Source organism: Brevundimonas sp. (genome assembly GCF_035626535.1).
Lineage (GTDB): Bacteria > Pseudomonadota > Alphaproteobacteria > Caulobacterales > Caulobacteraceae > Brevundimonas.
On record NZ_DASPNO010000030.1, the window covers coordinates 1 to 13,327 of the forward strand.

Here is a 13,327-nt window from a genome sequence, read left to right on the forward strand (position 1 = left end):
TATTGGTAGCTGAGCTCGCGCAGGGAGAAGGTGCAGGCCCGGACCACGTCCATGGTGCGAGCCAGCGCCGCCTCGTGGCCGCGGAACATGCGGGCCATCTGGGCCGGAGACTTCAGGAAGCGCTCGGCGTTGGCCTGCAGCCGGCGGCCGGCCTTGTCGATGGTTGTTCCCTCGCGAATGCAGGTCAGCACGTCCTGCAGCATGCGCCGGTCAGGGTGGTGGTAGAGGACGGCATTGGTCGCGATCATCGGCGCCCGGGTCCGCTGAGCCATCGCCGCCAGCCGGTTCAGCCGCCGCCGGTCGTCGCCGCGCCACAGGGGCGAGACGGCCAGATAGAGGGTATCCGGCCAGGCACGCCGCCACGCCGTCAGCCGGGCCTCGAAAGCCGCGTCAGGAGCCGCCGGAGCCGGAACGAGGGCGATCATACCCTCGCCCCGCGCGACCGCCTGTTCGAAGGTCAGGCGGGTCTCGGCCTTTTCGATCCGCTCGCCATCGGGATCGGCGCCGGGCTGGGGCACGGCCTCGCTCTTGCCGAGGGACAGCAGGCGACAGAGGCGGCCGTAGGCGGGGCGGTCGCGGGGGAAGACGATCAGTTCGGTCCCGTCGGTGAAGGCGAGGCGGGCGCCGATCACCAGCCGGATGTCGGCGTCCTCGGCGCCCATCAGGGCGCGGACCATGCCGGCGAGGGTGTTGCGGTCGGCGACGCCGACGGCGGCGAGGCCCAGCGCCTTCGCCTGCAGCATCAGCTCGGCGGGGTGCGACGCCCCTTCGAGGAAGCTGAAATTGGTCAGGACGCCGAGCTCGGCGTAGTCGCCGTTCCAGCCGCTCACGCCAGCACCCCGTGCATCCACCAGGTCGGAGCCCGCTCCCCGGGAGCGCCGGCGTACTCCCGGCCGTAGAGACCTTCGCGAAAGACCCAGTAGCGGCCCCCGTCGGCGTCCTCGAGGCAGTAATAGTCGCGGGTGCGGGCCCTGGCGGTGCGCCACCACTCGGGGGACAGGCGTTCGGGACCCTCGGCGCAGGTGACCCGGCGGGGGGCGCGGCGCCAGGTGAAGCGGGCCGGAGCGCCATCGGGGAGGTCGAACAGCGGGTCCTTGATCGGCTCGGGCGGGTCCAGCAGCAGGATCGGGCGGCGACCCATGCCGCCGGGATCGGCCTGGACGGGGCGGCCGAGGGCGGGGCGGAGCCGTTCGGCGCGTTCGGGGATCCAGCTGTCCGTCGCCTCGGGGGTCAGCACCCGGGCCTCGCCCAGCCGCGCCGTCAGACGGTCGATCAGGGCGGCGAGACTTTCGGCCTGGCGGGTCTGGACCTCGGCCTCCAGCGCCGTCTGCACGGCGACCATCGGCTCGACCACGTCGGCGGTCAGCATCAGGGCGTCGAGGCCGAAGCCGAGTTCCAGCTTGCCCAGACCGGCCTCGCGGAACAGGCGCAGCCAGACGGAGGCGTCGCGACCCGGCAGGCTCGTGCGAACCGACAGGGCGGTGGTGCGGCCGTCCGAACGGAAGCCGGTCAGGGTCAGGGCCCGCGCGCCCTGCCCGTCGCGCTCCAGCGGCGTGGCGAGATCGGCGGCCAGTTCGGGCAGGCGCGCCTCGACGCCTTCCAGATCGCCGACCGGCTCGGCCCAGGCCTCCCATGCCCGGTAACGGGGCGGCGGGCGCACCGGGACCAAGGCCTCGCCGGCATAACCCAGCGCCTGATCCAGCCGCCGGACCAGATCGACGCCGCCGTCGGAGCGGAACCGCCGGGCCAGCCCCGCCCGCGGCATGGGATAGAGGTCGCCGATGCGCTTGAGGCCGAAGCGGCGGGCCTGCGCCAGCGTCCGGTCGGCGATGCGCAGGGCCTCCACCGGCAGGGGGGCCAGCTGGTCGCGGACGGTCTCGTCCGTGGCGATCGGCGCCTCGTCCTCGCCCCAGCGCGCCAGGGCCCAGGCGGCCCCGGGGGTGGGGGCCATGGCCACGCGGGCGGGGGCTCCGGCTTCAGCCAGCCGCTGGCGGATCTGGCGCAGCAAGGCCGCCTCGCCGCCGAACAGGTGGGCCGCGCCGGTGACGTCGAGGAACAGGCCCTCCAGCCCCTCGCCGCCAAGGCCATCTCGCCCTGCGTCAACGCTGACCGAGGGCGACCAGCGCTCGGCCCAGTGCGCCAGCGCCTTCAGGGCCCGGGCGTCGGCGTCGGGATCGGCAGGCTGGCAGATCAGATGGGGGATCATCGCCCGGGCGTCGGCCTGGGTCTGGCCGCGCCGCAGACCGGCCCGCCGGGCGGCCGGATTCAGGGCGTGGATGACCGCCGCGCCCCGATTGTTCTTCAGGATCAGGGCGAAGGGGCTGCGGGGCCCAGTATGATTCTGGGGGGCGGGCTCAGGCGGCGAGGCCGGACGGCGCGCCCGTTCCAGCGATCGACGGCGGACCGAGATCGGCCAGTCGATCAGCCAGACGGAGACGATACGTCTCATCATCCTGCTCCAGCATCCAGGCGCCGGGCCGTTCGCCCCGCCCGCGCGTCAGTTCGGCGAGCAGCCGGGCCGGACCGGGCGCCCGGTCATCCTCGGGGTCCACGGCGCTCGGCTGCGTCGAAATCCGCCAGCGGCGGCGGGCCGCGCTGAGGCCGTCGAGACCGCGCGACAGGATCAGGCCGACGGCCGCGCCCTGTTTGGCCGCGAAATCGAGCCGGCGGGTCTGGGCCAGCGTCGCCCCCTCGACCGCGCCGAGGCCCAGCGACACAGCCCCGGAGCGCAGGCCCTGCTCCATCGCCCACAGGGCCTCGGCCAGGTTGGAGACGGGCGCGAGGATCAGGGGCGTCCGGGCGATGCCGGGGCCGTAGGGGCGGCCATATTCCACGAACCATGCCCGGGGCGCGGTCATCAGCACCGGCCGGCCGTCGCCGTCACGCCGCCGCGACAGGGCGAACGCCACCGCCGCGCCCATGTCCCGGGGCGCGGGGGCGCACGCCTCCTCGAGAGACGCGGCGACCTCCGGGAACGGGTCCTGTGACAGGATGGGCGACGGGTTCATGATCATTCAGAAGCTGAATGTTCATTATTTGTTCCGCATGGAACAGAGAGTCAAACGCGGAATCGGATTCCAGCGGGCCGGGGCATTTTACCCGGGTGAAAGCGGAAAATTCGCTATGGCAGAGTCGGCGTCGGCTGCGCGAAAATTCGGTGTGGCAGAGTCGGCAGAGTCTACATCGCCGAAGCGTCCATGGACGATACGATTTCAAAGACCCGCAGGGCTCTGCAGCCAAGCTGGTCTGACATGGGGTGACGCGGGCGGCGGTCAAGGGTTTGGGAGGAATAAATTCCTTCTCCGCCTTCCGTCATCCGTCATCCTCGGGCTTGCCCCGAGGATCAGAGGTTAAGGCGGGCTGTGCCGTGCGGATGGCCCTGACAGTCGGCGGCCGCGTTACCTCGACGGAGCACAGGATGGTCTGGCCCTCGGGTCAAGCCCGCGGGTGACGGTGGTGGTGGGGCTGGCGCCGGTTGGCCCCTACCGCCGCGCCTTCAACTCGTCGCGGATTTCGGCGAGGAGGGCTTCGGTGGGGGTGGGGGCCGCGGCGGCGGCGTCGGGCGCGGCGGCCTGTTCGCGGCGGAGGCGGTTGATGGCCTTGACCAGCAGGAAGACCACGAAGGCCACGATGACGAACTGGATCAGGGTGTTGACGAAGGCGCCGTACTGGATGGCGACCTTCTCCACCGCGGCGGTGGCGGGATCGTCGGAAACCAGCACCCATTCGAGCCTGGAGAAGTCGACCTTGCCGAGCAGCAGGCCGATCGGCGGCATGATGACCTGATCGACCAGGCTGGTGACGATCTTGCCGAACGAGGCCCCGATGATGACGCCGACGGCGAGGTCGATGACGCTGCCGCGGGCGGCGAATTCCTTGAACTCGGCGAGCAGGCCCATCAGGCGTCCGAGGCGTTCAGCCGCTCGCGCAGCTCCTTGCCGCTCTTGAAGAAGGGCACCGCCTTGGCCGGCACCTCGACGGTTTCGCCGGTGCGCGGATTGCGTCCGGCCCGGGCCGGGCGGCCACGGACCGAAAAGGCGCCGAAACCACGCAATTCGACCCGGCCGCCTTCACCCAGCGCCTCGACCATCCGGCCGAGCACGATATTGACCACCCGCTCCACCTCGGCGTGGGTCAGGTGAGTGTTTTCGGCCGCGAGCTTCTCGATCAGCTCGGATTTGATCATGTCAGGCCCCCGCCCTCCAACGCCCCTTGCGGGGCCATACGGGTGCATCCGGACGCCGAATGCAAGGCCACCCTAGCCTCCGGTTTCGAAAGGCAAAAGGTCCCCGCCGCCGAAATGTCGGTTACTGGACGTTTACCGTCGAGCGAGCGGGCATGAAAAAGGGCTCTATTCCCCGCATCCGTCATGGCCGAGCGGGGAATACGGTCAAGAAAAAGGGCGGCTGGATCGCTCCAGCCGCCCTTCTTTCCAGTGGCCTGGCGCTCGCCCCCGGGTCCGATCTTCGATCGGCCCGAGGACAGGCTCTGCGGTCGCTCGCTGCTTGAGGCCTATTCCTTGGAACCGGCCTTTTCGCGCAGGGCGGCGCCGAGGATGTCGCCCAGCGAGGCGCCCGAGTCCGAGGACCCGAACTGCTCGATGGCGGCCTGCTCGTCCTTCATCTCCAGGGCCTTGATCGACACGGAGACGCGGCGCGAGGCCTTGTCGATGCCGGTGACCATGGCGTCGACGCGGTCGCCGACCGAGAAGCGCTCGGTGCGCTGCTCGTTGCGGTCGCGGGACAGGTCGGACTTGCGGATGAAGGCGGTCGCCGGAGCGTCCTCTTCACCGAACTTGACCTCGATGCCGCCGGTCTCGATCGCCGTCACGGTGACGGTGACCTGCTGGCCCTTCTTGAAGGTGTCGCCTTCCATCGGATCGCCGCCCAGCTGCTTGATGCCCAGCGAGACGCGTTCCTTCTCGACGTCGACGTCCAGCACCTTGGCCTTGACGGTCTCGCCCTTGCGGTAGCGCTGGATGGCTTCCTCGCCCGAGACGTTCCAGTCGAGGTCCGACAGGTGGACCATGCCGTCGATGTCGTTGTCGAGGCCGATGAACAGGCCGAACTCGGTGGCGTTCTTGACTTCGCCCTCGACGGTCGAGCCGATCGGGTGAGCGGCCACGAAGGCGTCCCACGGATTGTCCTGGGCCTGCTTCAGGCCCAGCGAGATGCGGCGCTTGGAGGCGTCGACGTCCAGCACGACCACGTCGACTTCCTGCGAGGTCGAGACGATCTTGCCGGGGTGGACGTTCTTCTTGGTCCACGACATTTCCGAGACGTGCACCAGACCCTCGACGCCGGCCTCCAGCTCCACGAAGGCGCCGTAGTCGGTGATGTTGGTGATGCGGCCCGACATCTTGGCGCCGACCGGATATTTGGCTTCCACGCCGTCCCACGGATCGGCCTGGAGCTGCTTCATGCCCAGCGAGATGCGCTGTGTGTCCGGGTTGATCTTGACGATCTGGACCTTGACGGTGTCGCCGACGGCGAGGACCTGCGACGGGTGGGAGACGCGCTTCCACGACATGTCGGTGACGTGCAGCAGGCCGTCGATGCCGCCCAGATCCACGAACGCGCCGTAGTCGGTGATGTTTTTGACCACGCCTTCGCGGACTTCACCCTCTTGCAGCTGGCCGACCAGCTCGGTGCGCTGTTCGGCACGGGCCTCTTCCAGAATGGCGCGGCGCGAGACGACGATGTTGCCGCGCGGACGGTCCATCTTGAGGATGGCGAAGGGCTGTTCCTTGTCCATCAGCGGAGCGACGTCGCGCACCGGACGGATGTCGACCTGCGAGCCCGGCAGGAAGGCCGAGGCGCCGCCGAGGTCGACGGTGAAGCCGCCCTTGACGCGGCCGACGATGACGCCGTTGACCGGCTGGCCTTCGGCGAAGACCACTTCCAGACGGGTCCAGGCTTCCTCGCGGCGAGCCTTGTCGCGGCTGATGACGGCTTCACCCAGGGCGTTCTCGACGCGCTCCAGATAGACTTCGACGTTGTCGCCGATCTTCGGGATCACGGCGCCTTCGCCGATGCCGAACTCGCGGGCCGGGATACGGCCTTCGGTCTTCAGACCGACGTCGATGATCAGGATGTCCTTTTCCATGCCGACGACGCGGCCGTGGACGACCTGGCCTTCGCCGAGGTCGCGGCCCTGAAGGGTTTCGTCGAGCAGCGCGGCGAAGTCGTCACGCGAGGGGGAGAAGCTTTGGGTGTCGGTCATACGGGGTTGGGGTTTCTAACGGTTGTGGCGCGTGACCAAGTGGCCCCGCGCGAGGTGAGTTGAAGAGTGAGATCAGGTCGTCGGGACGCGAGGCGAATGAGCCAGATCGCCCGCGGAAGCCGAGGATGGAGCGTTGGATTTGCCGGTGGTCCCTAGAGACCGTGCCGAACACGCGCCGCCTCGACGATACGGCGGGCCGCATCGAAGGCGGTCTCTATATCCATATCGGTCGTGTCCAGCAAGACAGCGTCTTCGGCCTGGACCATCGGCGCCGCGCCGCGGCCGGCGTCGCGCTCGTCGCGGCGGACGATGTCAGCCAGCATGTCCTCGTAGGCGATGACCTCGCCGCGGCCGGTCAGCTGCTTCCAGCGGCGCAGGGCGCGGACCTCGGGCGTGGCGGTGACGAACAGCTTGGCCGCGGCCCCGGGGGCGATGACCGTGCCGATGTCGCGGCCGTCGAGGACCGCGCCGCCGGCCTGATGGGCGAACGCCTTCTGGAAGGCGAGCAGGGCGGCGCGGACGCCGGTGTAGCGTGCCACGCGGCTTGCGGCCTCGCCGGCGTCGCGGCCGGTCAGGCGGTCGGTGTCGGCCAGCTGGCCGGCGTCGAGGGCGCGGGCGACGGCCTCGGCCGCGGCCTCGTCGTCGAGGGAGCCGCCGGCGTCCAGCACGCCGACGCCGACCGCGCGGTAGAGCAGGCCGGTATCGAGAAACGGCAGCTCGTATTCCGTGGCCAGCCGCGCGGCGATAGTGCCCTTGCCCGAGGCGGCCGGTCCGTCGACGGCGATGATCAGCGCGCGGGTCATTCTGGCGCCCCGATATCGGCCCCGAGACCGCGCATCAACTCGACGAAGCCGGGAAAGCTGGTGGCGATCATGCCGGGTTCGTCGACGGTGACCGGTTCGGCGGCCGCGAGACCCAGCACCAGGTGACTCATGGCGATACGGTGGTCGCCGTGGGTGGTCACGGCCGCGCCGCCGCGGACGGGACCGCCGGTGACGGTGAAGCCCTCCGGCTCCTCCTCGACGGCGACGCCGCAGGCCTGAAGACCGGCGGACATCAGGGCGATGCGGTCGCTTTCCTTGACCCGCATCTCACCGATGCCGCGCATCACGGTCGGACCCGAGGCGAAGGCGGCGGTGGCGGCGAGGATCGGGTATTCGTCGATCATCGAGGCGGCGCGCCCGGGGGGAACAACGACGCCGGTGAGCCTGGAATGGCGGGTGGTGACGTCGCCGACCTCCTCGCCGCCGGCCATGCGGCGGTTCGAGACGGTCAGGTCGGCCCCCATCTCGCGCCAGGTCTCGAACAGGCCGGTGCGCAGCGGGTTGAGCATGACGCCCTCGACGGTGACCTGCGAGCCAGGGACGATCAGGGCGGCGGCGAGCGGGAAGGCGGCGGAGGATGGGTCGCCGGGGGCGGAGACGGCGGTTCCGGTGAGGGGCTGGCCGCCCTTCAGCGTGACCGTCCAGCCGGAGCCGGCGGGCAGGACGCCGACCTCTGCCCCGAAGGCCCGGAGCATGCGTTCGGTGTGGTCGCGGCTGGGCGTGGGCTCGGTCACCGTGGTGACGCCATCGGCGTTCAGCCCGGCGAGCAGGACGGCCGACTTGATCTGGGCCGAGGCGACGGTCTGGACGTAGTCGATGGCCTTGAGGCCGCCGCCGGCGAGGGTCAGAGGCAGACGGTCTTCCTCGCCGGGCCACTCGAAGCGCGCGCCCATGTCGGCGAGGGGAGCGGTGACGCGCCTCATCGGGCGTTTGCGCAGGGAGGCGTCCCCGTCGAAGGCTGCGGTGACCGGATAGCCCGCCGCCGCGCCCATCAACAGGCGGACGCCGGTGCCGGCGTTGCCGCAGTCGATGACGCCTGACGGTTGCCGAAACCCGCCGTGGCCGGTGACCCGCCAGCGGCCCTCTCCGAGGCGCTCGACCCCGGCGCCGAAGGCCTCCACCGCGCGGGCGGTGGCGAGGACGTCGTCGCCTTCCAGCAGACCGTCGATTTCGGTGACTCCGCTGGCCATGGCGCCGAGGATCAGGGCGCGGTGCGACATGCTCTTGTCGCCCGGCGCGCGCACGGCGCCGGACAGGGCCCCGGTCGGGGCGGAGGCCCGGCGGGCGGTCAGATGGGAGGGGGTCGTCACCCGGCGATCTCCGAAGCGTGCAGGCGGCGCGGAGATGGCTTTTGACAGCGGCCCTCAGGGGTGGCAAGGGACGCGCCCGAATTCCCCCCACCGAGAGAGGCGCCCCCGTGGCCAATCCCGAACTGGGCCAGAAGCAGGTCTGCCCGAACTGCCAGGCCAAATTCTACGACCTGGGCCGTCGCCCGGCCCACTGCCCCAAATGCGCGACCGACTTCGACCCTGAGGAAGCGCTGAAGCTGCGCAACCGCCGCGGTCGTCCGGCCGGCTACGCCGCTGACGAAACCGTCGATGAGGACGCCGAGGATCAGGTCGACAAGAAGGTCGCCGGCGACGACGAGGACGAGGAAGAGGCCGTCGTCACCCCGGAGATCGACGAGGAAGGGCACGAGCCGATCCTGACGCCGGACGACGACGACGAGGCTCCGGTCGATCCGACCGAAGAGCCCGGCATGGGCGAGGCCGGCGACGACGACGACGTGCTGGCCGACGACGATGACGACGATTCCGTCCCCTTCATCGAGGACGAGGACGACGACGCCTTCGACGACGAGATCGTCAAAGCGGGCAAGGACGACGACTGAAAACCCGCTCCGTCCGGGGTGGTCGGCGACCACTCCGGCGGGGCGAAAATAAATGGCGGAACCGGGCTTGATCGCGATCAGGGCCTGACATAGGTTCCGCCGCCTCGCCGGGGGGCGGTTTTCTCCCGGCGGTCCGAGCCGAACGGCTTGGGGCTATAGCTCAGTTGGTAGAGCGCTTGAATGGCATTCAAGAGGTCAGCGGTTCGACTCCGCTTAGCTCCACCATCGAGGGCCCCGCGGGAGACCGCGGGGCCTTCGTCCCATCTGGCGCAGGGCCGTTGATCCGGAGCCGCCGAACTCCCATTTGATCGTTGCGGCCGACGCCTTGCCGATCCCGGGAGGCGCGGACGGCCGCAGGCCTGCTTCGGGGGCGAGACGATGAATACGCGCACCATCCTGTTCGACAGCCCGTTCCTGCTCGGGTTCGACCACACGCGGGCCCTGATCGACCGGGCGGCGCGGGCGGCGGCGGACAGCTATCCCCCCTACAATGTCGAACAGCTGGGCGAGCATGCGGTCCGCATCACCCTGGCCGTGGCCGGGTTCGGGCCGGACGATCTGACGGTCACGATCGAGGGCCGTCAGCTGACCATCGCCGGCAAGCGCGAGGACGCCGGCAAGGCGGAGCAGGCCTTCCTGCACCGAGGCATCGCCGGGCGCGGCTTCGTGCGCAGCTTCGTGCTCGCCGACGGGCTGGAGGTCGATCAGGCGCGGCTGGAGCACGGCCTGTTGCACGTCGAACTGAGCCGGCCCGAGGACCTGCCGACGGTCCGGCGCATCCCCATCACGACGGGTTGATCCAGCCGTCGTTTCACCGGCCGCCGCAGGGGCGAAATCGGTCCCCGATATCGCCCCCGCTCATGCTGGAGCCTGATTCACGGCGTCGGCGGACTCGCGAAGCGATCCCGCCTCAACCGATCAGGCTCTGGCGGGGCCGAACCCCACGCCATTCGACGCGTTTAGTTCAGTACAAGGAGGCGGTCGCCATGACGCCGACGATGATGACCAAGGAAGCTTTCAGGGGCCTCGGCGCTCCGGATCTGGTGTATGTGCGCGAAATCCGCGCCGCCGACGTGCTGGCGGATACGCCAATACCGGAAGCCAGGGGCCTGGCGATCGATCCGGAAACCACCCTCTATGCGGTGCACGGCGCCGACGGCGAAAGACTGGCCGTGATGATGGACCGCGAAACCGCCTTCGCCGCCGCTGTGGCGCACGAGCTGGAGCCGGTTTCGGTTCACTAGCCCCCCGCCCCGGTCATCCTCGGGCCTGACCCGAGGATCAGAGGTGGAGCCGGGCTGTGAGACGGAGACCGGCCCACGGATGGGCACGCCGCATTTCCTTGCTACGGAGCACCGGACGGTCTGGTCCTCGGGTCAAGCCCGAGGATGACGGAGTCAGGCCGCCGTGGCGGGGACCTGGTCCTTGACGAACAGGGCGCGGATGGCGTCGACGGTGCGGGCCTGACGCAGGTGCTCCCGCATCTCGGAGGAACGCAGGGCGCGCGACACCGCCGCGAGCGCCCGCAGGTGCTCGGCCCCGTCGCGGGGCGGCGCGAACAGGGCGAAGATCAGATCCACCGGCCGGTCGTCGACCGAGCCGTAGGCCACCGGCGTATCCAGACGCACGAACACCGCCGTCACCCGGTCGATGCCGTCGATGCGGGCGTGCGGGACGGCCACGCCGGAACCGAGCCCGGTCGAGCCGAGGGCCTCGCGCTCCAGCAGGGCCTCCATGACCCGGGCCTCGGGCAGGCCGAGCGCCTGGGCGGCGGCTTCGGCCACCGTGTGCAGGGCCTGGCGTTTCGACGACGCGCCGCTGCGCAGAACGACGCCGCCGTCCGCCAGCAAATCACCGATGTCCATGAAGCTTTCCCGACTCTACCCAATCATTCCCGATGGGCGGCGCCGTGTAGACGACCCGCCTCGTTGTGGGAAGCACTATGACGCACCACCGTTTACCGAACCGTGTCCATTGAGCGATTTCGAGGTTCGCTCCGGATCGATCCAGCCGACGTTGCCGTCCGGCCGCCGGTAGACGACGGACAGGCCTCCATGAGCCGCATTGCGGAACACCACGACCGGATAGCCGGTCATGTCGAGCTCGAGCACGGCGCGGCCGACGGTGACGGTGCGGATCTCCGCCTCCGTCTCGGCGATGACCATGCCGACGGGGGGCGGCTCGCCGGGCGCGCCGGCCTCGCCGAAATCCTCGTCCTCGACCGAGTCCGGATCACGCAGGACGATGCTGCGGGCGACCTCGCGGGCGGCCGCCTCGGTCTTCTCGGGCGACAGGCCGCGGGGGCCGATATGGTGATCCTTGAGCCGGCGCTTGTAGCGCCGCACCCGCTTCTCGAGCTTGTCGAGGCTTTCGGTGAAGGCCGAATGGGCGTCACCGCCGAGTCCCGAGGTGAAGACCACCTGGCCTGACGCGAGGCGCACCCAGCAGTCGACCTTGAAGCTGTGACCCTCCTTGGCGACGATCACCTCGGCGTCCTGGGCCCCTCGCTCGAAGTATTTGCCGATCCCGTCCTGAAGTTCCTGGGAGATGCGCGAGCCTAACGCTTCGCCGACATCCACGTGCTTACCGCTGACCTGGATTTGCATGCACACAGAACGCGACCGAAGGCGTTTGGTGTCAACGCCGATCACCGAAATGTGGTGACGCTTCAGCCGGCCTTCAGCATCCGCCTGCGCTCGACGGATGACGGAATCCGCAACGCTTCCCGGTACTTGGCGACAGTCCGGCGGGCGATGTCGATGCCCGCCTCGTTAAGGATCTCGACGATCCGGTCGTCGGACAAAACGTCGCCATCGCGCGCTTCGCCCTCGATCATCGCCTTGATGCGGTGGCGCACGGCCTCGGCGGAATGGGTGGCGCCCCCGTCGGACGACTGGATGGCGGCGGTGAAGAAGAATTTGAGCTCGAACACGCCGCGCGGCGTCGAGACGTATTTGTTCGAGGTGACGCGCGACACCGTCGATTCATGCATGCCGATGGCGTCGGCGACGGTCTTCAGGTTCAGCGGCCGGAGGAATTCGACGCCGAAGGCGAGGAAGGCGTCCTGCTGACGGACGATCTCGGAGGCGACCTTGAGAATGGTCCTGGCGCGCTGGTCCAGCGACTTGACCAGCCAGCTGGCCTGGGCGGCGCATTCGGCCACGAAGGTCTTCTCAGTATCCGAGCGGGCCCCGGCGGCGACCACACCGTGATAGCGCTTGTCCATGATCAGGCGCGGCAGGGTGTCGGCGTTGAGCTCGACCTTCCACCCTCCGGCCGGGTCGGGGCGCACGTGGACGTCGGGGATCACCGTCTGGGCCGGTTCGCCGCCGAAGCCGGCGCCCGGGCGCGGCGTCAGGGCCTTCAGCTCGGCGATCATTTCGGCCATGTCCTCGCCGTCGACGCCGCAGGCCTTCTTCAGGGCGGTCAGGTCGCGCCTGGCCAGCAGGTCGAGATTGTCGAGCAGGCAGGCCATGGCCGGATCGAAGCGGTTGCGCTCGATCAGCTGCAGCTTCAGGCATTCGGGCACGGAGCGCGCCATGATGCCGGTCGGCTCGAAGCCGTGGCAGGTCGCCAGCACGGCCTCGACGCGGTCGAGAGGCACGCCGAGACGTTCGGCCACTTCGCTGAGGTCGCCGCGGAGGTAGCCGCCCTCGTCGACGGCGTCGATCAGGGACAGGGCGATGGCGTGATCGGCGGGGCTGAAGCCCGCCTGCGAGGCCTGGGCCTGCAGATGCTCCCACAGGGTCGCTTCGCGGGTGTCGGGCTGTTCGCGGCCCTCGCCGTCGGGCAGGCCGCCGCCGGATCCGGCGCGGGACCAGTCGTTGAGGCCGGGCTGGGCCTCGCCGGTTCCGACGTCCTCCATCCGGTCCGAGGTCCGCTCGCCCGGGCTGGCGTCGCCGTAGACGTCGTCGGAGCGGGCGTCGAGGGTGCGGTCAGCGTCCTGGACCCGGCCTTCATCGAAGCTCATTTCGGCCGCGTCGTGGCTCTCCGCAGTCGGGGCGTCGATCTCGCCGCCGGGCTCGGCGTCCTCGCGCTGGAGCAGGGGGTTCTTCTCGAGCTCGGCCTCGACGAAGGCGTCCAGCTCGATATTCGACAGCTGCAGCAGCTTGATCGCCTGCTGCAGCTGGGGCGTGATGACGAGCCCCTGCCCCTGCCGAATCTCCAGCCTTTGTCCGAGCACCGTTCGCAGCCCCCTGCCGGGCCGGTTGGCCCAAAACTTGCTGGCGGCCACTGTGTGGCCGGAACGGTTAACGGGGTCTAAGCGGTGACCAGACCCACCAGGAAAGTGGCGCCTGTCTCTGGTTTACCCTGTCCCCGCTTTTCCCTTGCGTCCCCCTCTCCGTCATCTTCGGGCTGGACCCGAGGATCAGACCGTCCGGTGCTCCGT

Annotated in this window: 14 protein-coding genes and 1 tRNA gene; 4 read left to right on the plus strand and 11 right to left on the minus strand. The window is 69.8% G+C overall.

Features of this window, described 5'->3' with window-relative positions:
• From VEC04_RS04360 to aroA, 8 genes are all read right to left on the minus strand, one after another.
• Window positions 1-830 (minus strand): PHP domain-containing protein (locus VEC04_RS04360; RefSeq protein ID WP_324774219.1); only part of this gene is annotated, 830 nt, incomplete at its 3' end.
• Entirely contained in the window at window positions 827-2,449 is a 1,623-nt protein-coding gene (locus tag VEC04_RS04365; protein WP_324774221.1) for a DNA polymerase Y family protein, read from the minus strand. The genes VEC04_RS04365 and VEC04_RS04360, both read right to left, overlap by 4 nt.
• A complete protein-coding gene (locus VEC04_RS04370; RefSeq protein WP_324774223.1) occupies window positions 2,355-3,008 on the minus strand; it encodes a hypothetical protein in 654 nt (217 codons plus the stop codon). The genes VEC04_RS04365 and VEC04_RS04370 overlap by 95 nt, the downstream gene beginning before the upstream one ends.
• A 474-nt stretch (window positions 3,009-3,482) precedes the next feature.
• The gene (gene mscL, locus VEC04_RS04375; protein ID WP_324774225.1) at window positions 3,483-3,899 is read right to left on the minus strand and encodes a large-conductance mechanosensitive channel protein MscL; all 417 of its coding nucleotides are present in this window, start codon (window positions 3,897-3,899) and stop codon (window positions 3,483-3,485) included.
• Complete coding sequence (locus VEC04_RS04380; protein ID WP_324774227.1) at window positions 3,899-4,186, minus strand: integration host factor subunit beta; 288 nt, start codon at window positions 4,184-4,186, stop codon at window positions 3,899-3,901. The genes mscL and VEC04_RS04380 overlap by 1 nt, the downstream gene beginning before the upstream one ends.
• Before the next feature lie 326 nt (window positions 4,187-4,512).
• The gene (gene rpsA / locus VEC04_RS04385) at window positions 4,513-6,222 is read right to left on the minus strand and encodes a 30S ribosomal protein S1 (RefSeq protein ID WP_324774229.1); all 1,710 of its coding nucleotides are present in this window, start codon (window positions 6,220-6,222) and stop codon (window positions 4,513-4,515) included.
• Window positions 6,223-6,374: 152 nt separating this feature from the next.
• Window positions 6,375-7,025 (minus strand): (d)CMP kinase, encoded by a 651-nt coding sequence (gene cmk / locus VEC04_RS04390; protein ID WP_324774230.1) that lies wholly within the window; start codon window positions 7,023-7,025, stop codon window positions 6,375-6,377.
• The gene (gene aroA / locus VEC04_RS04395; RefSeq protein WP_324774284.1) at window positions 7,022-8,338 is read right to left on the minus strand and encodes a 3-phosphoshikimate 1-carboxyvinyltransferase; all 1,317 of its coding nucleotides are present in this window, start codon (window positions 8,336-8,338) and stop codon (window positions 7,022-7,024) included. Before aroA ends, cmk begins: the two co-directional genes overlap by 4 nt.
• Window positions 8,339-8,463: 125 nt before the next feature.
• Between aroA and VEC04_RS04400 the strand changes: the two genes are divergently transcribed.
• The 4 genes from VEC04_RS04400 (at window position 8,464) to VEC04_RS04415 (ending at window position 10,181) form a co-directional block, all read left to right on the plus strand.
• Window positions 8,464-8,937 (plus strand): TIGR02300 family protein, encoded by a 474-nt coding sequence (locus VEC04_RS04400; protein WP_324774232.1) that lies wholly within the window; start codon window positions 8,464-8,466, stop codon window positions 8,935-8,937.
• A gap of 149 nt (window positions 8,938-9,086) precedes the next feature.
• A tRNA-Ala gene (locus VEC04_RS04405) sits at window positions 9,087-9,162 on the plus strand.
• 153 nt (window positions 9,163-9,315) lie between these two features.
• On the plus strand, window positions 9,316-9,735 hold the full coding sequence (locus tag VEC04_RS04410; protein ID WP_324774234.1) for an Hsp20 family protein: 420 nt from the start codon (window positions 9,316-9,318) through the stop codon (window positions 9,733-9,735).
• A gap of 188 nt (window positions 9,736-9,923) precedes the next feature.
• On the plus strand, window positions 9,924-10,181 hold the full coding sequence (locus VEC04_RS04415; RefSeq protein ID WP_324774236.1) for a DUF1150 domain-containing protein: 258 nt from the start codon (window positions 9,924-9,926) through the stop codon (window positions 10,179-10,181).
• Between the two features lie 153 nt (window positions 10,182-10,334).
• Here the strand turns inward: VEC04_RS04415 and VEC04_RS04420 are convergent, their stop codons facing one another.
• The 3 genes from VEC04_RS04420 to rpoN form a co-directional block, all read right to left on the minus strand.
• Window positions 10,335-10,802, minus strand: coding sequence for a PTS sugar transporter subunit IIA (locus tag VEC04_RS04420; protein WP_324774238.1), 468 nt, complete (start codon window positions 10,800-10,802; stop codon window positions 10,335-10,337).
• Between the two features lie 75 nt (window positions 10,803-10,877).
• Window positions 10,878-11,543, minus strand: coding sequence for a ribosome hibernation-promoting factor, HPF/YfiA family (gene hpf, locus VEC04_RS04425; RefSeq protein WP_324774240.1), 666 nt, complete (start codon window positions 11,541-11,543; stop codon window positions 10,878-10,880).
• A 62-nt stretch (window positions 11,544-11,605) separates the two neighbouring features.
• Window positions 11,606-13,120 (minus strand): RNA polymerase factor sigma-54, encoded by a 1,515-nt coding sequence (gene rpoN, locus VEC04_RS04430; RefSeq protein WP_324774285.1) that lies wholly within the window; start codon window positions 13,118-13,120, stop codon window positions 11,606-11,608.
• Window positions 13,121-13,327: the final 207 nt, after the last annotated feature.

Excerpts from the sequence above, each read along its gene's own strand:
- VEC04_RS04365 (WP_324774221.1), bottom strand. The coding sequence starts at position 2,449 with ATGAGACGTATCGTCTCCGTCTGGCTGATCGACTGGCCGATCTCGGTC.
- VEC04_RS04370 (WP_324774223.1), bottom strand. The coding sequence starts at position 3,008 with ATGAACCCGTCGCCCATCCTGTCACAGGACCCGTTCCCGGAGGTCGCC.
- mscL (WP_324774225.1), bottom strand. The coding sequence starts at position 3,899 with ATGGGCCTGCTCGCCGAGTTCAAGGAATTCGCCGCCCGCGGCAGCGTC.
- VEC04_RS04380 (WP_324774227.1), bottom strand. The coding sequence starts at position 4,186 with ATGATCAAATCCGAGCTGATCGAGAAGCTCGCGGCCGAAAACACTCAC.
- rpsA (WP_324774229.1), bottom strand. The coding sequence starts at position 6,222 with ATGACCGACACCCAAAGCTTCTCCCCCTCGCGTGACGACTTCGCCGCG.
- cmk (WP_324774230.1), bottom strand. The coding sequence starts at position 7,025 with ATGACCCGCGCGCTGATCATCGCCGTCGACGGACCGGCCGCCTCGGGC.
- VEC04_RS04410 (WP_324774234.1), top strand. The coding sequence starts at position 9,316 with ATGAATACGCGCACCATCCTGTTCGACAGCCCGTTCCTGCTCGGGTTC.
- VEC04_RS04415 (WP_324774236.1), top strand. The coding sequence starts at position 9,924 with ATGACGCCGACGATGATGACCAAGGAAGCTTTCAGGGGCCTCGGCGCT.
- VEC04_RS04420 (WP_324774238.1), bottom strand. The coding sequence starts at position 10,802 with ATGGACATCGGTGATTTGCTGGCGGACGGCGGCGTCGTTCTGCGCAGC.
- hpf (WP_324774240.1), bottom strand. The coding sequence starts at position 11,543 with ATGCAAATCCAGGTCAGCGGTAAGCACGTGGATGTCGGCGAAGCGTTA.